This window comes from Shewanella sp. M16, from assembly GCF_018224605.1.
GTDB classification, from domain to species: domain Bacteria; phylum Pseudomonadota; class Gammaproteobacteria; order Enterobacterales; family Shewanellaceae; genus Shewanella; species Shewanella oncorhynchi.
The window spans coordinates 65572-87077 of sequence record NZ_JAGTUL010000013.1 but is presented as its reverse complement, the minus strand read 5'-3'; the positions used below and the strand labels follow the sequence as shown (position 1 = coordinate 87077).

Annotated in this window: 19 protein-coding genes and 1 pseudogene; 15 read left to right on the top strand and 5 right to left on the bottom strand. The window is 45.6% G+C overall.

Going from position 1 to position 21506, the window contains the following annotated elements:
* Window positions 1–72 precede the first annotated feature (72 nt).
* The 13 genes from luxS (at window position 73) to dinB (ending at window position 12933) form a co-directional block, all read left to right on the top strand.
* Entirely contained in the window at window positions 73–582 is a 510-nt protein-coding gene (gene luxS / locus KFE26_RS10855) for an S-ribosylhomocysteine lyase (RefSeq protein WP_212600398.1), read from the top strand.
* 164 nt (window positions 583–746) lie between these two features.
* The gene (locus KFE26_RS10850) at window positions 747–2801 is read left to right on the top strand and encodes a TonB-dependent receptor domain-containing protein (protein ID WP_212600397.1); all 2055 of its coding nucleotides are present in this window, start codon (window positions 747–749) and stop codon (window positions 2799–2801) included.
* Between the two features lie 401 nt (window positions 2802–3202).
* On the top strand, window positions 3203–4537 hold the full coding sequence (locus tag KFE26_RS10845) for a Na(+)-translocating NADH-quinone reductase subunit A (protein ID WP_028761568.1): 1335 nt from the start codon (window positions 3203–3205) through the stop codon (window positions 4535–4537).
* The gene (locus KFE26_RS10840; protein ID WP_105250021.1) at window positions 4537–5736 is read left to right on the top strand and encodes an NADH:ubiquinone reductase (Na(+)-transporting) subunit B; all 1200 of its coding nucleotides are present in this window, start codon (window positions 4537–4539) and stop codon (window positions 5734–5736) included. Before KFE26_RS10845 ends, KFE26_RS10840 begins: the two co-directional genes overlap by 1 nt.
* Window positions 5729–6517 carry a Na(+)-translocating NADH-quinone reductase subunit C gene (locus tag KFE26_RS10835; RefSeq protein WP_028761566.1) on the top strand — a complete coding sequence of 263 codons (789 nt, stop codon included), beginning with the start codon at window positions 5729–5731 and terminating at the stop codon, window positions 6515–6517. The genes KFE26_RS10840 and KFE26_RS10835 overlap by 8 nt, the downstream gene beginning before the upstream one ends.
* On the top strand, window positions 6517–7149 hold the full coding sequence (locus KFE26_RS10830) for an NADH:ubiquinone reductase (Na(+)-transporting) subunit D (protein ID WP_006080467.1): 633 nt from the start codon (window positions 6517–6519) through the stop codon (window positions 7147–7149). Before KFE26_RS10835 ends, KFE26_RS10830 begins: the two co-directional genes overlap by 1 nt.
* 5 nt (window positions 7150–7154) lie before the next feature.
* Window positions 7155–7763 carry an NADH:ubiquinone reductase (Na(+)-transporting) subunit E gene (gene nqrE, locus KFE26_RS10825; protein ID WP_006080469.1) on the top strand — a complete coding sequence of 203 codons (609 nt, stop codon included), beginning with the start codon at window positions 7155–7157 and terminating at the stop codon, window positions 7761–7763.
* 46 nt (window positions 7764–7809) lie between these two features.
* Window positions 7810–9066 carry an NADH:ubiquinone reductase (Na(+)-transporting) subunit F gene (gene nqrF / locus KFE26_RS10820; protein ID WP_028761565.1) on the top strand — a complete coding sequence of 419 codons (1257 nt, stop codon included), beginning with the start codon at window positions 7810–7812 and terminating at the stop codon, window positions 9064–9066.
* Between the two features lie 98 nt (window positions 9067–9164).
* On the top strand, window positions 9165–10211 hold the full coding sequence (locus KFE26_RS10815; protein WP_105250020.1) for an FAD:protein FMN transferase: 1047 nt from the start codon (window positions 9165–9167) through the stop codon (window positions 10209–10211).
* Between the two features lie 15 nt (window positions 10212–10226).
* On the top strand, window positions 10227–10451 hold the full coding sequence (gene nqrM / locus KFE26_RS10810; RefSeq protein ID WP_105250019.1) for a (Na+)-NQR maturation NqrM: 225 nt from the start codon (window positions 10227–10229) through the stop codon (window positions 10449–10451).
* A gap of 252 nt (window positions 10452–10703) precedes the next feature.
* Window positions 10704–11177: a bacterioferritin gene (gene bfr / locus KFE26_RS10805; protein WP_006080475.1), complete on the top strand. Its 474-nt coding sequence runs from the start codon at window positions 10704–10706 to the stop codon at window positions 11175–11177.
* A gap of 9 nt (window positions 11178–11186) precedes the next feature.
* A complete protein-coding gene (gene bfr / locus KFE26_RS10800) occupies window positions 11187–11654 on the top strand; it encodes a bacterioferritin (RefSeq protein ID WP_212600396.1) in 468 nt (155 codons plus the stop codon).
* A gap of 202 nt (window positions 11655–11856) precedes the next feature.
* A complete protein-coding gene (gene dinB, locus KFE26_RS10795; protein WP_198572969.1) occupies window positions 11857–12933 on the top strand; it encodes a DNA polymerase IV in 1077 nt (358 codons plus the stop codon).
* Between the two features lie 44 nt (window positions 12934–12977).
* On the opposite strand, the pseudogene KFE26_RS10790 reads toward dinB, so the two are convergent.
* Window positions 12978–13834 (bottom strand): annotated as a pseudogene (locus KFE26_RS10790) (LysR family transcriptional regulator).
* Between the two features lie 92 nt (window positions 13835–13926).
* Between KFE26_RS10790 and KFE26_RS10785 the strand changes: the two are divergent.
* Window positions 13927–14859, top strand: a complete 933-nt coding sequence (locus tag KFE26_RS10785; protein ID WP_212600395.1) for a DMT family transporter — start codon at window positions 13927–13929, stop codon at window positions 14857–14859.
* 153 nt (window positions 14860–15012) lie between these two features.
* Here the strand turns inward: KFE26_RS10785 and KFE26_RS10780 are convergent, their stop codons facing one another.
* The 4 genes from KFE26_RS10780 to KFE26_RS10765 all read right to left on the bottom strand — a co-directional run bounded on the left by KFE26_RS10780 (window position 15013) and on the right by KFE26_RS10765 (window position 19242).
* Window positions 15013–16659, bottom strand: a complete 1647-nt coding sequence (locus tag KFE26_RS10780; protein WP_212600394.1) for a methyl-accepting chemotaxis protein — start codon at window positions 16657–16659, stop codon at window positions 15013–15015.
* A 95-nt stretch (window positions 16660–16754) separates the two neighbouring features.
* Complete coding sequence (locus tag KFE26_RS10775; protein ID WP_028761558.1) at window positions 16755–17309, bottom strand: cache domain-containing protein; 555 nt, start codon at window positions 17307–17309, stop codon at window positions 16755–16757.
* A gap of 244 nt (window positions 17310–17553) precedes the next feature.
* Window positions 17554–19014, bottom strand: coding sequence for an aminoacyl-histidine dipeptidase (locus KFE26_RS10770; RefSeq protein WP_131523865.1), 1461 nt, complete (start codon window positions 19012–19014; stop codon window positions 17554–17556).
* A gap of 51 nt (window positions 19015–19065) precedes the next feature.
* Window positions 19066–19242, bottom strand: coding sequence for a hypothetical protein (locus KFE26_RS10765; RefSeq protein ID WP_158682986.1), 177 nt, complete (start codon window positions 19240–19242; stop codon window positions 19066–19068).
* Here KFE26_RS10765 and KFE26_RS10760 point away from each other — a divergent pair.
* Complete coding sequence (locus KFE26_RS10760; RefSeq protein WP_212600393.1) at window positions 19234–20772, top strand: leucyl aminopeptidase family protein; 1539 nt, start codon at window positions 19234–19236, stop codon at window positions 20770–20772. The genes KFE26_RS10765 and KFE26_RS10760 overlap by 9 nt on opposite strands.
* Window positions 20773–21506 lie beyond the last annotated feature (734 nt).

The window sequence follows — 21506 nt, the reverse complement described above, 5'->3', positions numbered from 1 at the left end:
GTGTTATGCTTGCAAGCCATAAATAGACAGTTACAGTGGCGTTGATGTCGCCCTGAGAATTTGGAGATCCCTATGCCATTACTTGATAGCTTTACCGTCGACCATACTCGGATGAATGCCCCTGCGGTTCGTATCGCTAAGCATATGAGCACGCCAAAGGGCGATGCCATTACTGTATTTGATTTACGTTTTTGCTCACCGAATAAAGAGATCCTCAGTGAGCGTGGTATTCATACTCTAGAGCATTTATTCGCGGGTTTTATGCGTGACCATTTAAATGGCAGCGATGTTGAGATCATTGATATTTCGCCAATGGGATGTCGTACCGGTTTTTATATGAGTTTGATTGGTGAACCCACAGAGCGCCAAGTGGCCGATGCGTGGTTAGCCGCGATGGAAGATGTGCTTAAAGTGGTTGAGCAGTCTGAAATCCCTGAGCTGAACGAATATCAATGTGGTACGTATGAGATGCATTCATTAGAGCAAGCACAAGATATCGCCCGTAATATTATTGCTGCAGGCGTAAGTGTTAATCGTAATGACGATCTAAAATTAAGCGATGAAATTCTAGGTAATCTGTAATTGTTCGCACTCTTATAGTATGAGAGTGCTTCTTTAGTAAATTCAGTTTCCTGAAGTAAATAAGAGAAAGCGACGAGAGTCGCTTTTTTTTTCAAGTAAACTCAGCTATTTTACAAGTTAATAACAAAAACACCGTACGCTAACAAAGTTTTTGGGAGCTTGGTATGCCTAGTCGTTACTTCACTGTATCACTTTGTGCAATTTCTGTATCTCTTGCCTGTTCTAGCACAACGTTCGCCGATGATCTTCACAGTCAAATGCTTGAATTGAACAAGCTCAATGACACATTTCATTCAACGTCTAATCGTTTAGCATTAGGTCAATTGACGGCTTTGACGGTTTTGCCTGCGGATCTTAGTGGAAATCCCGCGAGCATCAGCATGCGCAGCGCGACTCAAGGCGTGGCCGTATTGCAAGATAGAGTGTATTTCTCCCCTGCGCCGTATTCGGCACCGCAATTACAACTCTTACCTAATCTACTGCAACAACAGAGTGTTACTGCCGCCCCGATGGCAAATATGGCTGTCGGTGGGCAAGGTGCGTTTGGGGTGGTGAGTTATCAAACCTTACCTGTTGCTGAGCAGACCGAGAATAGTAAGGCGACTCTCGAGGGCAATACCGATTCAGACTACAGTGTCGATATGAATTGGGGAGTTAAGCAAAAAGAGTATGGCATGATACTCGCGGTTAATTATGCAGATAATAGCGGCGCCGATCACTTGCTCAATGGTCAAGACACAGACCATCAAACGACAGACATCTTATTTAAAATCAATGCTGCGAGTTTACTCGGTGCCAGAAGTCCACAGGTGACTGAGTTTACTTACCAGTTTCTCGATGATGATAGCTATCGCTCTCAACTTGGATTAACACAGGCCGATTGGCAACAAGATCCTATGAGTTTGTATTCGGCCACTGCGGCGGATAAACATCAGGGGCGACATCATAAGTACCAACTGTCTCACCAAGTTACGCTCAATAGTGGGCATAAGGTCACCACAGACTTTTACTACCAGTCCTATTCGCAGCAATTAAACCAACTCAATCAATTTGATGGGCAAATGCTCAATGCCCAGAGTCTTGCTGCGTTGGCCGCATTTGAACGTCAGCCGACAGTCGATGGCGTCTCACTGGCTTCTTTACAACAAGACAATGATTTCAGCTCCTTTGGGGCACAAACTGAATCAGTGAATCAGTATGGTGCCCATCAAATTATCTATAGCGCCCGTTATCATACGGATAAAGCCGAGATGCACCTTGGCGATCAACAGAGTCTATGGCAGCAGGACTTGAGTTTAGTTAGTGATGCACAAAATGCATTATTGGCCTATACCGACGATGCAACAGCATTTACTTCGGCAATCGATTCTTTGTTTAATTGGGACGAATTACAGATAAAGCTCGCGCTTGCCTATGAACAAGTGAGCGTCAATCGCAAGGTCGATTTGGCTTATGTAGGACTGGATGCGGCTGATTTCTCCGACAGCGATTGGATGCCACAACTCGGTGTTTTATATGATGCTGGAGATTGGCGCTTTAGTACGGATATTCGCCGCTCATGGACCGCCGCGAGTGCAGGTAATCTTGAGCAAGAGGCTCAAGTGTCATTGCAATATCAAGTCAGCGCCCAATATGCCAGCGAGCGTTTTACTGGAGGCATCAAAACTTATGTCCAAGATTTTGATAATCTTCATGTGAATTGTGATGCGTATACGCAATGTGCCGACAGTCGTTTGTGGGTTCAAGGCAATGTCGTGGATGTACTGACCAAAGGAGTTGAGCTGAGTCTTGGCTACCAGTGGGATATCGGTAGTGTACAGTTACCATTAGTCTTAAATTATCAATATTCGAATTCGGAGTATCAAACCAATAGCTGTAACGAAATCCAAGGTTGCGTTGTGGCTGGTGATAGAGTGGCTTGGTTACCTGAGCAGCAATTGCATTTTAGTGCTGGAATGAAATATGCCGAATATGAATTGAATGCAAATATCTTTTATCAATCGGAACGGGAAATGGGCCAATTTGGCGCTGAATTACAGCCTATCGCAGTACAATGGCGAGTAGATTTGGCGGCGAATTATCATTTTAACCGTCACCATGAGATTTATTTTAGGGTAGAAAACCTCTTAGATGAGACATTAGTCACAACAGCATCAAATAGCGGAATTCGATCGGAAAATGGACGTATTAGCTATTTAGGTTATCAATGGCGCTTTTAAATTGAGTTTTATTTTGTTTGAATTTAAATCAATTGAAACAAATAAGATCGATTTCGGCTGCCTTTAGTGGACGTTTCGACTTTTTGCTAAATTAAATCTTTAATTATTAATGCTATAGTACCCAGTGGCCGTAATATTCTCTCTTTCTGATCAGTCACTAGGTCGGAAGGTGAACGCCGTAGCGCATGATTCTTTTCAATCCGTATTTTAGGTTTGAAATCACCTATAATTTTCGTGGCGATGCCAAGTCAATTGGGGTAAAATGCGCGCGACCAGCGTGATTGCGATCGCATTTCTGTGATAAATCTGCGCTAGCTCAATGCAGTAGGTTTTGTTTAAAACCTAAGTATTTAGCAGGAACGCGGCGCATTGTCTTTCCTTCAAACGTAGTGCTTGTGGATATGATTACAATTAAGAAAGGATTGGAACTGCCTATAGCAGGCGGACCAGAGCAAGTTATCCATAATGGCCCAGCCATTAAACATGTAGCTACTTTGGGTGAAGAGTATATTGGCTTACGTCCAACGATGAAGATCAAAGTGGGCGATAAAGTACAAAAAGGCCAAGTTCTTTTTGAAGATAAGAAGAATTTAGGCGTTAAATATACGGCTTTAGCCAGTGGTACTATATTAGACATTAACCGGGGCGCCCAGCGTGTTCTGCAGTCTGTTGTCATTGAAGTGGAAGGAAACGACAGCGTTGCCTTTGCTAAATATGATGCCACTGCACTCGATACGCTCGACTCGCAGTTAGTCCGTGACAATCTGATTGAATCAGGTTTATGGACTGCTTTGCGTACTCGTCCTTTTAGCAAAGTTCCTGCTGTAGACTCTTCTGCTGCTGGTATTTTTGTAACCGCAATAGATACTCAACCTCTTGCCGCTGATCCCGTTGTGGTGATCCGTGAGCATAAAGAAGATTTTGCTAATGGTCTTAAGGTCTTAGCAAGACTTACTGACGGTAAAGTTTACCTTTGTAAAGCGCCTGGCGCTGATATTCCTGCCGCAAATGCCCAAGTTGAAGAATTTGCCGGTGTGCACCCTGCAGGATTAGTCGGTACTCACATTCACTTCTTATTGTCTGCCTCTGCAAAACGTACCGTTTGGCATATTGGTTACCAAGATGTAATAGCAATTGGTCAGCTATTTACGACGGGTGAACTTAATACCGAACGTGTTATTGCGATCGCAGGCCCTAAAGCGGCTAAGCCAAGACTCGTACGCACTGTTGTGGGCGCGAGCATGACTGAATTAACCGCAGGTGAAGCCTTAGATGGCAATGTTCGTCTGATTTCAGGCTCTGTTCTGAATGGTCGTACAGCCGTTGGCCCACAAGGGTATTTAGGTCGTTACCATGTTCAAGTAAGTCTGTTAGAAGAAGGTACAGAGAAAGAATTTTTAGGCTGGGTATTACCAGGCTCAGACAAATATTCTATCACTCGTGCATTCTTAGGACATCTTGCTCCTTCTCGTCTGTTCAGCATGACGACCAGTACAGGTGGTTCAGACCGCGCTATGGTGCCAATTGGTAACTATGAGCGTGTAATGCCATTGGACATTCTTCCTACTATGTTGTTGCGTGACTTGATTTCAGGTGACTTTGACGGTGCTGCTACGTTAGGCGCGTTAGAGTTAGATGAAGAAGATCTCGCACTGTGTACGTTCGTATGTCCAGGCAAGTATGACTACGGTTCATATCTGCGTGACTGTCTAGATACGATCGAGAGGGAAGGCTAATGAGCTTGAAAGATTTTTTCGAACGTATTGAACCCGACTTTGAAAAAGGCGGTAAATACGAAAAGTTTTATGCCCTATTCGAAGCGGCATACACGATTTTTTATACCCCAGGTAAAGTGAACAAGGGCAAAACCCATGTTCGCGATAACCTCGACCTAAAACGTATGATGATTACGGTTTGGGCTTGTGCTTTCCCCGCGATGTTCGTGGGTATGTACAACGTAGGTTTACAAGCTCAATTAGCTTTAGTGGCTGGTTTTGCTACCCCTGACGTATGGCAAGTGAGCTTGTTCAGCATGTTCGGTACCGAACTGACGGCAAACTCTGGCTGGCCTGCGCTGATGTGGTATGGCGCCTGTTTCTTCCTACCTATCTACGCGGTGACCTTTGCCGTCGGTGGTATCTGGGAAGTGCTGTTTGCCTCTATACGTGGTCATGAAGTCAACGAAGGTTTCTTCGTTACCTCTATCCTGTTTGCTTTAACGCTGCCAGCAACTATCCCATTATGGATGGTGGCGCTGGGTATCACCTTCGGTGTGGTCGTGGCGAAAGAAGTGTTCGGTGGTACAGGGCGTAACTTCTTAAACCCAGCACTAGCGGGTCGTGCCTTCTTGTTCTTCGCTTATCCGTTGAATATGTCAGGTGATACCTCATGGGTTGTGGCTGACGGTTACTCAGGTGCAACTGCACTGAGCCAAGCGGCGTCTGGCACTTTAGATTACGCAATTAACCAAAACTGGTGGGATGCGTTCTTCGGTTTCATTCCAGGTTCAGTGGGTGAAGTGTCTACATTAGCGATTCTGTTAGGTGGTTTGGTCATCATCTACACGCGTATCGCTTCATGGCGTATCGTTGGCGGTGTAATGGTGGGCATGATTGCCATTTCTACGCTGCTTAACGTTGTCGGTAGTGACACTAATCCAATGTTTGCAATGCCTTGGTACTGGCACTTAGTGTTAGGTGGTTTTGCGTTTGGCATGATGTTTATGGCGACAGACCCAGTGTCAGCGTCATTTACTAACCAAGCTAAATGGGCATACGGTATCTTGATCGGTGCAATGGCTGTGTTTATCCGCGTGATTAACCCTGCATTCCCTGAAGGCATGATGTTGGCAATTTTGTTTGCTAACTTGTTCGCGCCATTGTTCGACCACTTCGTGGTTCAGGCAAATATCAAGCGGAGGATTGCCCGTGGCTAGTAATAAAGATTCGTTCGGCAGAACCTTATTTATCGTCGTTGGCCTGTGTCTAATTTGTGCGATATTTGTGTCTACTGCAGCAGTGTTACTGAGACCGACTCAAGCAGAAAATAAACTGCTTGATAAGCAAAAGTACATTCTGGAAGCCGCTGGTCTTATCGATACTAAAGCTGGCAAAGTGACCAAAGCGCAAATTCTGGATACATACGGCAAACACATCGAAGCTAAACTGGTCGATTTGAAAACGGGTGCTTGGGTTGAGGGTGTTGATGCTGACACTTATGATCAACGTAAAGCTTCTCGTGATGTGAAAACCTCATTTGTACCTGAGAATGACATCGCTTCAGTGAAACGTGTCGCTGATAAGGCTGTGGTTTATCTTGTTCGTGACGGCCAAGGTAAATTAACCAGTGTCATTCTGCCAATCCATGGTTATGGCCTATGGTCTACTATGTATGCCTTCCTTGCTATGGATGCTGACCTAAACACAGTGCAAAGTTTAGTCTACTACGAGCACGGCGAAACGCCGGGCTTAGGTGGCGAAGTGCAAAATGCTCAGTGGAAAGCGAAATGGCATGGCAAAAAGTTATTTGATGAGCAAGGTAAACTCGCTATCAGCGTAACGAAAAACCCAACTGTTGCTAGCACTGAGTACGGTGTAGATGCATTATCTGGCGCAACCTTAACGAGTAACGGTGTACAACATTCACTGACATTCTGGTTGGGTAAAGAAGGTTTTGCGAGTTTCATTGAAAAAGCACGCAATGGAGGTCTCAACTAATGTCTGACGCTAAAGAACTGAAACAGGTTCTGACCGGACCTATAGTCAACAACAACCCGATTGCTTTACAAGTACTTGGTGTATGTAGTGCATTAGCGGTAACGAGTAAGCTCGAAACTGCACTGGTAATGGCGTTGGCGTTAACTGCGGTAACTGCGTTTTCGAACCTGTTTATCTCAATGATCCGTAATCATATTCCAAGCAGTGTGCGTATTATCGTACAGATGACCATTATTGCCTCTTTGGTAATCGTGGTTGACCAATTGTTGCAGGCTTATGCTTATCAGATCTCTAAGCAGCTGTCGGTATTCGTCGGTCTGATTATTACGAATTGTATCGTAATGGGTCGTGCCGAAGCTTACGCGATGAAAACACCGCCAATGATGAGCTTTATGGATGGTATCGGTAACGGTTTAGGTTACGGTGCTATTCTGTTAGCTGTTGGCTTCGTACGTGAACTGTTTGGTAACGGTTCTCTGTTCGGTGTTGAAATCCTGCACAAGATCTCTGATGGCGGCTGGTACCAACCAAACGGTCTGCTACTACTGCCTCCGAGTGCGTTCTTCCTGATCGGTGTTTTGATTTGGATTATTCGTACCTATAAGCCAGAGCAAGTTGAAGCAAAAGGGTAAGTGCGATGGAACATTATATTAGCCTGTTAATTCGCTCTGTTTTCATTGAAAACATGGCACTGGCCTTCTTCCTAGGTATGTGTACTTTCTTGGCTGTGTCTAAGAAAGTCACTACAGCCATGGGCCTAGGGATTGCGGTAGTTGTAGTGTTAACTATCTCCGTCCCAGCAAACCAAGTTATCTATCAAGGGCTGCTAGCTCCTGGTGCACTTGCTTGGGCTGGCGCACCTGAAGCTGACTTAAGCTTCTTGAAATTCATTACCTTTATCGGTGTGATTGCGGCTTTGGTTCAAATTCTGGAAATGGCACTGGACAAGTACTTTCCACCTTTGTACAACGCATTAGGTATTTTCTTACCTTTGATCACAGTGAACTGCGCGATTTTCGGTGCGGTATCATTCATGGTTGAGCGTGACTACAAGCTAGGCGAGAGTGTGGTGTTTGGTTTCGGCTCAGGAGTGGGTTGGGCATTAGCTATCGTATTGATGGCCGGTATCCGTGAGAAGCTGAAGTATGCCGACGTGCCTAACGGCCTACGTGGTTTAGGGATTACCTTTATCACCGCTGGTTTGATGGCCTTAGGTTTCATGTCGTTTTCAGGTGTGTCTCTGTAAGAGACACATAACGGCTTCTTGAATTGGACCTTCTAAGGATAAGTTAATGGATATTCTTGGTATTTTTAAATCTACTCCGCTCGAGGTTTACCTCGGTGTGAGTATGTTTACTGCTATCGTCCTCATCTTGGTATTAGTGATTTTATTCGCTAAGTCTAAGTTAGTGGCTAGTGGTGACATCACGATCGGCATTAATGACGATCCTGAAAAAGCGATTACAACCGGTGCGGGCGGTAAGTTGTTAGGCGTTTTGGCTAACAGCGGTATCTTCGTATCGAGTGCGTGTGGTGGCGGTGGCTCATGTGGCCAATGTCGCGTGGTGATTAAGTCTGGCGGCGGCGATATTCTGCCAACGGAACTTGACCACATCAGCAAAGGTGATGCCCGTAAAGGTTGTCGTCTTTCTTGTCAGGTTAACGTTAAGAACGATATGGAAATCGAGCTTGACGAAGAAATCTTCGGTATCAAGAAATGGGAATGTGAAGTTATCTCTAACGATAACAAAGCCACTTTCATTAAAGAACTGAAGCTGCAAATTCCTGATGGCGAGTCTGTACCATTCCGTGCTGGCGGTTATATTCAAATCGAAGCACCAGCTCATCATATTAAATATGCAGATTTTGATGTACCTGCACAATACCGTGGCGACTGGGAACACTTCGGTTTCTTCAATCTTGAATCTAAGGTTGATGAAGAAACTATCCGTGCATACTCAATGGCTAACTACCCAGAAGAGTTCGGCATTATTATGCTGAACGTGCGTATTGCTACGCCTCCACCACGTAACTTGACACTGCCTTGCGGTAAGATGTCATCTTACATTTGGAGCTTAAAAGCGGGTGATAAAGTCACTATATCTGGTCCATTCGGTGAATTCTTCGCGAAAGATACCGATGCAGAAATGGTGTTTATCGGCGGTGGTGCGGGTATGGCGCCAATGCGTTCACATATCTTCGACCAGCTGAAGCGTCTTCAGTCTAAACGTAAGATGAGCTTCTGGTACGGTGCACGTTCTAAGCGTGAAATGTTCTACGTAGAAGATTTCGACGGCCTAGCGGCTGAGAATGATAACTTCGTATGGCATGTGGCACTTTCAGATCCTCAACCAGAGGATAACTGGGATGGTTACACAGGTTTTATTCATAACGTATTGTATGAAAACTATCTGAAAAACCATGATGCTCCAGAAGATTGTGAGTTCTACATGTGTGGACCTCCAATGATGAACGCTGCCGTAATTGGTATGTTGAAAAATCTTGGTGTCGAAGACGAAAACATCCTGTTGGATGACTTCGGCGGCTAATGTTCATTAGTCCTAGATAGAAAAGTTGCAGATGTTGAGGATAATCTCTCATCTGCAACTTTTGCATTTAAGGGCCCAAATAAGAGTAGTAGGTCACTATGTTTCAGACCTTAAAGATCAATACCTCAGCGTTAAAGTATTCATTTAACTGGCTAGTCCTCGTGGGACTGGCCTTTTTTGTTTCAGCCTGTTCAAAGCAAAACGAAGTCATTTCGTTGGCCGGCAGCACTATGGGCACGACTTATCACATTAAAGTCGTCCCGAATGAGCAGATGCCGACGGCGCAGTTACTTCAAGCGGAAATTGATTTAGCCCTTGAGCTAGTCAATGACCAGATGTCGACCTATCGGCCTAATTCAGAATTATCCCGTTTCAACCAATTGCCATTGGAGCAAAGCGTTGAAGTCTCACCGGATACCATAAAAGTGGTGCAAGAGGGAATACGTTTATATCAAGTGACGGATAAGGCACTTGATATTACCTTAGGTCCTTTAGTTAATCTGTGGGGTTTTGGACCTGATAAGCGTCCAACGAAAGTTCCGACACAGGCTGATATTGATGCGGCTAAAGCCAAAACAGGGATTAGTGAACTTTCCATTGAAGGCAACCGTCTAAGTAAGCACAACACCCATTTATATGTAGATTTATCATCAATCGCGAAGGGATTTGGGGTTGATAAGATCGCTTCCATTCTTGATAAATACCACGCGACAGGGTATTTAGTTGAAATCGGTGGCGAACTGAGTATCAAAGGTGCCAAAGGTGATGGAAGCTCTTGGCGTGTTGCGATAGAGCAACCGACCAATGATGGCTCTGAAGCCGTACAGCAGGTTATTGCACCTGGTACTATGGCGATGGCGACCTCTGGTGACTATCGTAATTATTATGAAGAAGACGGCCAACGTTTTACGCATATAATCGATCCGCGTACTGGTTTGCCGATAAATCATAAGTTAGCATCCGTGACTGTATTGCATCAAAATTGTATGACGGCCGACGGTTTTGCGACGGCCATGATGGTTTTGGGCACAGAAGCATCATTGGAGCTTGCCAAGAAGGAACACTTGGCGATAATGCTAATCGAAAAGCAAGGCGACGGATTTAAGGTCTATTACAGCGACGCCTTCAAGCCTTTCCTTATTTAGTTTTTGGAGTAAACCATGACCTCTTTTATTGCGGCATTTGTGATCTTGTTAGTCTTCTTTTTGCTCATGTCGATTGGTTATCTCATCAAGCGCAAAGCCGTTGAAGGAAGTTGTGGCGGTTTAGGTGTTCTAGGGATTGAGAAAGCGTGTGATTGTGATGACCCTTGTGACAAACGTAAACGTCGTATGGCCGCTGAAGAAGCGCGTCGTGAGAAGTTAACGAAAGACCGCATTATCTAAATAGTCTTGATTCGATCATAGCCTCCAATTTAGGGGGCTATTTTTTGCCTCGTATTTTCTTACACGGGTTAATCATTTGAGATTTATCCTTGGGATTAGAGTGGGATAGCAAGTTAACCTAAGCAGGAATGAGAATGCTTTTCATCATTAAGTGAGTGAAATATAAAGATAATTTGAGTTGGTAGATAAATTGTACTAGGCTAGAAGCTTGATTTAGATCAATCTTTTCACGCTTACCAAGGATAGTAACTTATGAAAGGTCATCCTAAAGTGGTTGGGCAACTGAATCGGGTGCTTACCTGTGAGTTGACCGCCATCAATCAATATTTCCTCCATGCCCGCATGTTTAAACATTGGGGCTTAGAGAAGTTAAACCACGTCGAATACAAAAAATCCATCCAAGATATGAAGCACGCCGATAAGCTCATCGAGCGGGTGCTGTTTTTGGAAGGTCTGCCTAATCTGCAACAACTCGAAAAACTTCGCATTGGTGAACATAGCCAAGAGATGCTCGACTGCGATCTGGCCATGGTGCAAGAGCAGCTTACATTGCTGCGTGATGCGATTAGCTTGTGTGAAGCCGAACAGGACTATGTGAGCCGCGATCTGCTGGAAGATATTCTCGAAGACGAAGAAGAGCACTTAGATTGGCTCGAGTCGCAGCAAGAGCTCATTACGCTAACCGGTATTCAAAATTATCTACAATCGCAAATTAGCGACCAATAGGAGCAAGATATGAAAGGCGATAAAGACGTCATCGATGCGTTAAATCGACTCCTAACGGGAGAACTCTCGGCAATGGATCAGTATTTTGTCCATGCCCATATGTATAAAGATTGGGGCCTGAATGAACTCTATGAGCGTATCGCCCATGAGTCAGATGATGAGAAAGCCCATGCAGCCAAATTAGTGCAGCGCATTTTATTCCTCGAAGGTACACCCAATGTTGCCGCCCGTGAGGCATTGAACATAGGTAAAGATGTAGAAGAGATGCTACGTAATGATCTTGCCTATGAATACAAGGTCGCGGACGATTTGCGCAAAGTGATTTCACTGTGTGAGCAGAAGCAAGATTACCAGACCCGCGAAATCCTCGAAGTATTACTCGACGATACAGAGTCTGACCATATGTATTGGCTCGAAAAACAACTTGGGCTTATTGACCGTGTTGGATTGCAAAACTACCTGCAAACTAAGATGTGAGCCTTAGATTGTTAGGTTGAGTAAATACCTAGGCCACTGAGTGTAATGGCCTAGGAAACTCAGTTATTAAGCATGTCTGTTGTTCCTCACACTTGTCTTGTTCTCTTTTCCAGCGCTAGGCCACATCTTATTGGCCCAAATCTATCAGGAATACTTGATTACTGTTTTTATATACAGTATTTTGGCGTTGGAGGAATTCAACGTGCGAAAAATTATTCATATCGATATGGACTGCTATTTTGCTGCAGTGGAAATGCGCGACTTTCCTGAGTACCGTGGCAAGCCTTTAGCCGTAGGCGGCAGTAGCGACCGTCGCGGTGTTATCAGTACTTGCAGTTATGAGGCACGTAAATTCGGTGTACGTTCAGCAATGGCAACGGCTTATGCCTTTAAGTTGTGCCCTGAGCTGATTTTAGTTCCGGGTCGGATGCAGGTTTACAAAGAAGTGTCGCTACAAATTCGTGAAATATTTTCCCGCTATACCCAATTAATTGAGCCGCTTTCCTTAGATGAAGCTTATTTGGATGTGAGTGAGTGCCAACAATATAAGGGCTCTGCGACCTTGATTGCCCAAGCGATTCGTCGCGATATCTTAACCGAAACGGGTTTAACCGCATCGGCGGGTATCGCGCCAGTAAAATTTTTAGCTAAGGTCGCCTCGGATCTGAACAAGCCAAACGGCCAATATGTCATTACGCCAGAGACGCTTTCTGAGTTTGTTAAGACCTTATCGCTGCGTAAAATTCCCGGTGTTGGTAAAGTCACCGCCGAAAAGCTCTCTTCGCTCGGGCTCAATACCTGTGGTGATGTGCAAGCTTATTCTAAACCTGAGCTCTTAGCGCGATTCGGTAAGTTTGGTGGTGTGTTGATTGAGCGTTCCCAAGGCATAGATGAGCGGGGGATTTCTGCCGACAGAGAGCGCAAATCAGTGGGTGTTGAAACCACGTTAGCAAAGGATATTTATAGTTTAGAGCAGTGCCAGCAGGTGATGCCGAGTTTGATCCAAGAACTGTCGTTGCGTTTAAGTCGCAGTGCTAAGGAACGCAAAATACATAAACAGGTGGTCAAACTTAAGTTTAACGATTTCAAGCAGACTACAATTGAGCACCGCAGCGATGAAGTCTCGATTGTAATGTTCTATGAGCTACTCGCACAGGCTATGGAAAGGCAAGAAGGCCGCGGCATTCGTCTATTGGGGATTTCAGTTGGCCTTACCGATTCTACTCTTGTTGTCGCCACAAGCTTAAACGGCCAGACTCAGCTGGATTTAGCACTCTAGCCGTTTATTGAGTTGATAAGCCGCAGACTCATGCCTGCATTGGCTCAATAAGCCTCGGGTGGATTCGCCAACATAAAATCAATTAACAGTCTGACCCGTAAGGGCAGGTTGTCCCGATCGCGATACATCAAGTAGGCGGTGCGCGGAATACCTTGCCACTCGGGCAGTATTTGAATGAGTTTGCCACTTCGTATCTGTTCACTCGCCATGCTGATGGGTATGAGTCCAATCCCAAGCCCCGCCACCACGGCCTGACAGGCAATCGCCATATCATCGACGGCTAATTTGATATTCCCCCTTGGTTCAAACTCGACATTTTGCCCTGTGCTATTGTGCTGTAAACGCCACGTTTTTGTGGGCTTGGCGATGATAACCGGATGCTGATCCAGCTCTTCAATGGATTGCAGCGCATGCCACTGCGTTGCCGATGTGCTGGTGCAAAGTACAAAGCTAATCGTGGTAAGTGGCCTTGCAATCCAATCGGGATCTTTAGGTTCGCCCACTCGAAAGGCGATATCGATGGCGTTTTCACTGACATCGATATTCATGTTCGACAGACTTAAATCGATATCAATATTGGGATAATGCCGTTGGAAGGCGTTGAGTGATTCACCTAGCCAGCGATAGGTTGTATTGATGGGCGCCGAGATCCGCAATTTGCCAACCGCTTGATGTTTATCCGCATGCAACTCACCAGATACCGCTGACCTGTGGCGGTAAGGTTGACTCTATGGGCGTCTCTGTGCAGTAAACGCAGACCTAAGGATTGTTCTAACAGATTGATTCGACGGCTTAAGGTTGAAGGTGGAATGCCTAAATGCTGCGCCGCGAGCTTAAAACTCCCTTGCTGTGCCACCACCCAAAATAAGCGCATATCGTCTAAGGAATAATTAAGTTTCATATTTGGAATTTAAGCTCTCAATCTTGTTGGTTTTAATAATATATGAAACTTATAAACTAAGCTCAATCCCAATTACCTCCCTAGAGGCCGATATGAAATCCCATACACCTTACATGACATTCGTTTGTCTACTGATTTGCGTTTTTAGCTGGGGCAGTGTGTTTCCGATTGCTAAGCGAGTGCTGGAGGAGATGTCAGGAGAGTCCCTCGTCTTCTGGCGTTTTACCATTGCGGCTGTGACTTTAGCGTTATATATCGTTTTTACTCGTCAGGCTTGGCCCAAATTGAGTTTGGTGCAATATATTGTCATAGCGTTAGTGGGTGTGATTGGTGTGGGCGGCTTAAATCTGGCGTTATTTAATGGCCTGCAGCATACCTCTGCTGCCAATGGTGCCTTGATTATGGCGCTCAGCCCGCTGGTGACTTCAATCGTCAATGCGCTATTACAGCGTGAATGGCTCAGCAGACAACAAGTGTTTAGCTTAGTGGGTGGATTGGCGGGCGTACTGCTAGTGATCACCAACGGTAGTGTGCAGCAGTTGCTCAACTTTAGTTTTAACCAAGGTGATGTGATGATTGCCGCCGGCATGTTGGCGTGGAGTGGTTATACCATTTGTTCGCAACGGGTCGGCCATTGGTTGCCTGTGTTGCCCTTTACCTTGCTGAGTATGATAGCTGCCAGTGTGTCTATGTCCGTGGTTGGGCTTGGCCGAGGTGAGTTTCACCCTTGGCTGGAGTTGATGGAACTGTCGGCAACGGCTTTTTCTAGCGTGCTCTACATAGGTTTGTTCGCCACTGTGCTCGGTTATCTGTTTTGGATTAACGGTGTTAAGGCGCTTGGCCCCGCTAAGGCATCGATTTTTTTTAATCTCGTGCCCGTTTTTGCAGCATTAACGGCGTTAGCCATGGGGCAGGCGGTGACGGAAATTCAATTGGTAGGGATGCTGATAGTGATCCTTGCGTTGATGTTACCTATGTTAGTCAACCTACGCGCGGCAAGAGGCTTAGTGGTTAAGCGCTGCTAATCAGTGCTAGCTTTGCTGTTTAAATATAAGGGAGCACCTGAATTCAGATAATCACTGCGACAGGTTTATGCTCCCTTATTTGTTTGAGGGGACCTTTCAAGCATCACTGATTTACAAAAGGTAACTTATATAAAAGCTTTCACCCTCAACAAATTACAGTTTAAAGCGGCTGACCAGCGCAGTGAGATTACTCGCCATTGACGAGAGTTGTACGCTTGCTGCGTAGATTTCATCAGTGGTTCGTAGACTTTCCTCCGACTGTTCGGCAATGTGTTGAATATTTTGATGACTCTCGTTGGCCATAGTGGTTTGCGCTTTAGCCGCGAGGGCGATTTGATTGTTCATCTCACTAATTTGGCTGACCATTTCTGCAATATGCGCTAAGGCTTCACCGGCATTACTGGCGGCTTCTACGCTTGAGATAGCCTTTTCATTACCGATATTAATCGCTGCCACAGCGCTTTGAGTGCCATTTTGCACATTGGCGATCATCAATTTAATTTCTTCGGTTGATTGGTGAGTCTTAGAGGCAAGGGATCGCACTTCATCGGCAACCACTGCAAACCCGCGTCCTTGTTCGCCCGCGCGCGCCGCTTCAATTGCGGCGTTAAGGGCTAATAGATTCGTCTGTTCGGCAATGGCTTGAATCACCTCAAGCACGCGGCCGATATGTTGGCCTTCCTGTTCGAGTTTATTGATCTGCATTTCTGCCGTGCCTACATCTCCCGCAAGTTCACGAATCACATTGATGGTTTTTTTCACTCTTGCCTGACCGTCGGCGGTAAATACGTCGGCTTGTTTAGCGGCATCGGCGGCATGACTGGCACTGACTGATACTTCTTGCACTGATGCGGCAATATGATCGCTGGCATCGGCGATTCTGTGGGTTGCAGCTTGTTGATCCATCAAGGTATGTTTTGCTGATGCGCTGGTTTTGGCTAGACCTTCGGCAGCGGTGTTGAGCTCTGATGTAGACTGTTTAAATTGCGAGATAATACCGTGTAAGTTATCGAGAAAATGATTGAATGCCTTGGCGAGATCACCAAGCTCGTCTTTAGAGGTTAAGTGGACTCGTTCGGTCAAATCGCCATCACCATCGGTAATGTCGTGGATTTTTGCGAGTAATACCGCCAGCGGTTTGCTGATGAGTTTAGGCAGTGCAACGATAAAGAGTATACAGATCAAGAGACTGATGGCTAAGGCAATTAACTGCATCTGTTGTCCATGATTGGCATCATCATCTACTTGGGCTATCGCTGCGGTAGTATTACTATTTAAATCATTGATTAAATGATTAATGTTCTGGTGTAGTTGCTCGAATTGCGTTGCTGCTTGACCGAAACTAAGATCAATCGCCGTTGTTCTACCGTTACGGCCATTTTGGGTGCGTTGATTACTGATTTCTGTGGTTGTCGCTCGCCAAATATCGAAACTGTGATTCAATTCATTGAGCTTATCTTTAGCGAGGGGACTTGTGGTCACATCGGCAAACTTATCAATATGTTCTTTAACGAGAGAGATACTATTAGTGTGCTGCTTTAAAAGGTCGTTGTAAGAGTCTGTGCCCACGTTAACAAACATCAGGCTGCGCTCGGCCACTTGAGCTTGATAAAGCTCTTTATCGGCCTGTAGGAGTTCAGATTGGCTAGGTAAGTATTCAAGCGCGAGTGTATTCGCGCTGTGATTTAAGGCTTTGAGTCCTAAAATACCAGTTGAAGAGGCGAAGATGACTACGCCAGCGAGTAGCAGACTCGGATAAGTCAGTTTCTGATTAACGGATAGATCTTTATACCATTCCATAGTCACGCCCTCCTTGATTGATGCACTGAAAAGGTGAGAGCCGCAATAACCTCTGTGGTAAGAGGATGCAGCCCATCACTGGCGTTCTCTGGTAATTAGAGTCCAAATTGATCTAGGTTGATCCCAATCGTGATAGCACCAATTGCAGCATCGCCATCCATCACTGGAATAGAAATTTGTACTAGATAGGCTTGGGAGCTCTCGTCAAATTTGACCGGACCTATGTGTTTATCGCCTTTGCCATTGGCGAATGATTTTTGCCATTTATCCTCATCACCCTGCCAATAATCTGAAGTTTTACTGATCATGGCGACGTTCGCGCCTTGATTGTCCATGAGGAAAATTTCTTGGTAGTAAGGTTTGCTGGCTTCGAAGGTCGTGAGAAACTTGGCCGCTTCGTTGTTCATCAGGGATGACATAAAGTCATCAATACCTGCGGTGGCAATCCATTTTTCATCTAATGTTTTGATTGAATCTAAGCTTTTGCCTTGGGCATTTTGCGCTTTAACGGCATTCACCAGTACCACTTCTCTGCCTAATGGCATCAGTGAATCGGCTAGGTCTATAACGGCTTTGGGGACTTCTTCGGCGAAACTGAGGTTACTGCTGAGCAGTAGTGCAGCGGCTGACAAGATTTTACCAAATTTCATGATCTCTATTCCTTAAGGTCACAGTATTGAAGGGGAAAGCGGTTATCTCTAAAAGCGCGATAAGCAAAAATACGTTAGGGTCAGACAGAACAACTATAGTAGAAAATTCAAGTTATTCAGTTCTTTCATAAAAATTTTATCGATGGCATTTCTACACAAATAGAATCCGCGGTAAAAAATAAGGCCACATCTGACTTGAGCAGATGTGGCCTTGAATTGAGTGAGCTTGGGTAAGGTTAGAACATTAAGCCTTGACTGGAATGCGCTCGAGTACGGCTAATAATAATGTCCAATATTGGCCGACTGTGGTGATGTTTACCATTTCGTCTGGACCGTGTGGATAGCGAATGGTGGGGCCAATCGAGACCATGTCCATGTCTGGATAGGGTTTCTTGAATAGGCCGCACTCAAGACCCGCATGGATCACCATGATCACTGGCTCTTTGTGGTAAATGTCTTGATAGGTTTCGCGCACTATCGCCATTACAGGTGAGCTGTTATCTGGCTTCCAGCCTGGGTAAGCACCGCTTAAATCGATATCGGCTCCGGCTAAGTTGGTCAGCGCAGTTAACATGCCTTCGACTTGAGTACGGCCAGAATCGATCAGCGAGCGGATAAGGCACAGGATAGTGACTTCTTCATCGTTAGTGCTGATAACGCCAACGTTGAGCGAGGTTTCAGTCACACCTTCGACTTCATCACTCATGCGGATCACGCCGTTCGGGCACACATGCAGCAAATCGATCAGGGTATTTTGGCTGTTTTCGCTCATCACACGTTTTGGCGTTGGGATAGTGTTTAACACTAAACGCATATCGGGATCGGCAATGGCGAGTTCGGTGCGGATAAGCGCTTCAAACTCAGCGACTTTTTCGTTTAAGGCGCTGACGTTTTCTTCTGGCAACATAAAGCTGATGTTGGCTTCCCGTGGAATCGCATTACGCAGTGAACCGCCGCTAAATTGGGTCAACTCCAACGCTAAATCATCTGCGTTTTCAAAGAGGAAACGCGCCAATAGCTTGTTGGCATTGCCACGACCTAAGTGAATGTTCACCCCAGAGTGACCCCCTTTTAAGCCAGATAAGTGCAGGCTAAAGGCTGAGTAACTTTGCTCAGAGGCTTGCCACACCATAGGCAGGGTGATTTGAGCATCGACACCGCCGGCGCAGCCCATGTAGATTTCACCTTCTTGCTCTGAGTCGGTATTGATCAGAATGTCAGCGTCTAACATGCCCGCCTGTAAACCGAAGGCGCCTGTCATGCCTGCTTCTTCATCTATCGTCAGCAGCACTTCTAATGGGCCGTGCTTGATATCATCAGAGCCTAAAATGGCTAAAGCCGATGCCATGCCAATACCGTTATCTGAACCTAAGGTTGTGCCCTTGGCTTTAACCCAATCGCCATCGACATAAGCTTCGATAGGATCTTTAGTAAAATCATGCACTTTATCGGCATTTTTTTGTGGCACCATATCGATATGGGCTTGAATAACCACGATTTTACGATCTTCCATACCCGGCGTCGCAGGTTTACGGATGATCACGTTGCCAACGGCATCCTCAACGACGGCAAGTTGTTTGCTTTTAGCCCACGCTTGAATGTGCTGGCTTAATGCTTGCTCATGCTTAGATGGATGGGGAATCGCGCAAATTTGTTCGAACCATTGCCATAATGGCTGCGGGTATAACTGACTTAAGGCTGTCACTTGAGTGTCCCTCATAAGGTCTTGTGGGTATAGGGCAAATTTGCGGCCATTCTACCACATTCTGTGCAGCCAAATAATCTCAGCGTCACAGGCTTTTGGTGAGCTGGCAGCCAAAGTTTCCAGTTCGATTTTTTCTGGGAGTGTCGGTACCACTTTTAGATTGGTAATTAAGCGATAGAGCGGGAATAATGCAGGCACAATAATGAAAAAGGATGGGTCATGTTTCAAGTTAACTTCGTTGATGTAAAAGCAGAAAATGCCATTTTTGATGGTGAAGGCTGGGATGCGGTTGTGGTGGTGACGCCCGATCTGGATTCTATCGGTTTTGATGAGATAGGTTTATTGGCTCAGCACGGTGCCCACGTGGATAAGCGCGTGGGTAAGAGCCCAACATTACTGTTTGCCCCAGGGCTTGCGGGAGGGCGTTTGATCATTGCCCCTGTCACCCAAGTGAATGACGAGTATGTGGACGTGCGAGTCTATGCCAATGCTGCAAGGGCGGCGATTGCCATTGCAAAAGACGCAGGCGCAAAACGTCCGTTGTTATATGTAGTGCCATCGAAGGACTCACGTTTTAGTTTTGCCTCTGAAGTCGCAGCATTAGCTTGCGGTCAAGAACTGTGGCAAACCTTAGAGCTGCGTGAAGCGACTGGCTTAACGCCTGCATTTGAGGCCATAGGGTTATTATCTTCATCAACCCATAACAGCAATTTGCTCAATGCCTTAGAAGCGGGCCGCGTATTAGCGCGGGATTTGTGTGGTACTGAACCTGAGCGCATGTCGGCTAAAGCCTTTGCGGACTATTGTCTGCAATCCTTAGCGGGCAGCGTGATCAAAACCGCAGTGGTAGAAGACAGAGATATTTTAGAGCGTGACTATCCGCTGCTCAGTGCAGTAGCGCGTTCCTCTTTTGCCGTCGGTCGTCATCAACCTCGGGTGGTGAAATTAGAATATCTGCCAGAGGGTGAAGTGACTCGCACTTTCCTGTTCGCGGGTAAGGGCGTGATTTACGATACCGGCGGCGCCGATCTGAAAGTCGGTGGTTCTATGGCGGGCATGAGCCGTGATAAAGGCGGCGCTTCTGCCGTGGCGGGTTTATTTAAAACTCTGTCAATGCTCAAGCCTAAAGGTATTCGAGTGATTGCCGAGTTAGGTTTAGTGCGTAACAGCATAGGCAGCGAAGCCTTCGTGACCGATGAAATTATTACGAGCCATGCGGGTGTGCGAGTGCGGATTGGTAATACGGATGCCGAAGGGCGCTTAGTGCTGGCGGATTTACTGAGCCATTTACGCATCAAAGCCGTGTCGGCGGTGAAGCCTGAGATGTTTTCGGTAGCAACACTCACAGGTCATGTCGTACGTTGTTATGGCAGTTATCCTGCGGCGGTTGAAAACTCAGTGGCGAGTTCACAGCAATGCGCTGTCACTTTACAGCAGCAAGCGACTCAATGGGGTGAACCCTTTGAAGTGTCTACATTACGCCCTGAAGACTTCGCTAAGATCCGCGATGTGTCAGGCGCTGCTGAAATATTATCTTCCAATAATGCGCCATCATCGATTACCGCCCGTGGACATCAGTATCCCGCGGCGTTTTTACTGAAAGCCTCTGGACTATTTGATCATGGTGTTAATGCCCCTATTCCCTTGGCTTACACGCACTTAGATATCGCAGGCAGTGCAACAGAAGGTGATCCGCTCTACGGCAAACCTACAGCGAGTCCGCTGGTGGGTTTGTATCAATATCTGATCAATCGCTAACGATTTGTGGTAACAAATAGAAATAATTCTGTAATATCTTATTTATTAGATATTTACAGGGTTATTTCTGTTTTTCTGTGAAGCAGATCGCCATTAACCTCACTATAATTGTGTAATTTAATTACATTAAAAAGCCTTAATCAAAAAAAATACAAATAAAGGTTGTAATAAAACTACAAATCCATATAATTGCTTTCGTGGATTAGGCACTACGCCTTTCCTCTCTAGTCTATCCAGGATGGATATTTTTCTCCAAGGACCTGAGTGACAAGTCGTCTCAACGGATATGAGAATCTCTAGTTCCAAGGAACCGAGCCAAGCTTCACTAGAGTACTTAATCACAACTAATTTAGGAGTATTGACTATGTCTTATACAGGCAACAACCATATTTATTGGCAAAACACTTGGTTTAACACTGATGTTTTGCGTGGCGGTTTATTCGCCATGAGCTTTAAGGCCTAACCCTCCTTAAAGTTTGAGTTTCCATCATCCATCAACCTTTGTATCGCCTTTTTTGGCGTGTTTAGACTCAAGTAGCATATTGATGTTTTTGCATGAATATGCCAGGTTTTTCCCGCTAGCGCGGTAATGTACTTCCCCGAAAGGGACGCTTGAAATATGTCTTTGCCTGCTCATTGAGCAGGCTTTTTTTTGTCTTTTTTTCGCTTAAGTATTTAACGGTTTTGCCTGATGTAATGAGCGTAAACGGTTCGTGTTAGAAGTGATGCGGTAT

Bases quoted from the DNA above. Each gene is read 5' to 3' on its own strand.
- luxS (WP_212600398.1), top strand. From the start codon at position 73: ATGCCATTACTTGATAGCTTTACCGTCGACCATACTCGGATGAATGCC.
- KFE26_RS10850 (WP_212600397.1), top strand. From the start codon at position 747: ATGCCTAGTCGTTACTTCACTGTATCACTTTGTGCAATTTCTGTATCT.
- KFE26_RS10845 (WP_028761568.1), top strand. From the start codon at position 3,203: ATGATTACAATTAAGAAAGGATTGGAACTGCCTATAGCAGGCGGACCA.
- KFE26_RS10840 (WP_105250021.1), top strand. From the start codon at position 4,537: ATGAGCTTGAAAGATTTTTTCGAACGTATTGAACCCGACTTTGAAAAA.
- KFE26_RS10830 (WP_006080467.1), top strand. From the start codon at position 6,517: ATGTCTGACGCTAAAGAACTGAAACAGGTTCTGACCGGACCTATAGTC.
- nqrE (WP_006080469.1), top strand. From the start codon at position 7,155: ATGGAACATTATATTAGCCTGTTAATTCGCTCTGTTTTCATTGAAAAC.
- nqrF (WP_028761565.1), top strand. From the start codon at position 7,810: ATGGATATTCTTGGTATTTTTAAATCTACTCCGCTCGAGGTTTACCTC.
- KFE26_RS10815 (WP_105250020.1), top strand. From the start codon at position 9,165: ATGTTTCAGACCTTAAAGATCAATACCTCAGCGTTAAAGTATTCATTT.
- nqrM (WP_105250019.1), top strand. From the start codon at position 10,227: ATGACCTCTTTTATTGCGGCATTTGTGATCTTGTTAGTCTTCTTTTTG.
- bfr (WP_006080475.1), top strand. From the start codon at position 10,704: ATGAAAGGTCATCCTAAAGTGGTTGGGCAACTGAATCGGGTGCTTACC.
- bfr (WP_212600396.1), top strand. From the start codon at position 11,187: ATGAAAGGCGATAAAGACGTCATCGATGCGTTAAATCGACTCCTAACG.
- KFE26_RS10785 (WP_212600395.1), top strand. From the start codon at position 13,927: ATGAAATCCCATACACCTTACATGACATTCGTTTGTCTACTGATTTGC.
- KFE26_RS10780 (WP_212600394.1), bottom strand. From the start codon at position 16,659: ATGGAATGGTATAAAGATCTATCCGTTAATCAGAAACTGACTTATCCG.
- KFE26_RS10775 (WP_028761558.1), bottom strand. From the start codon at position 17,309: ATGAAATTTGGTAAAATCTTGTCAGCCGCTGCACTACTGCTCAGCAGT.
- KFE26_RS10760 (WP_212600393.1), top strand. From the start codon at position 19,234: ATGTTTCAAGTTAACTTCGTTGATGTAAAAGCAGAAAATGCCATTTTT.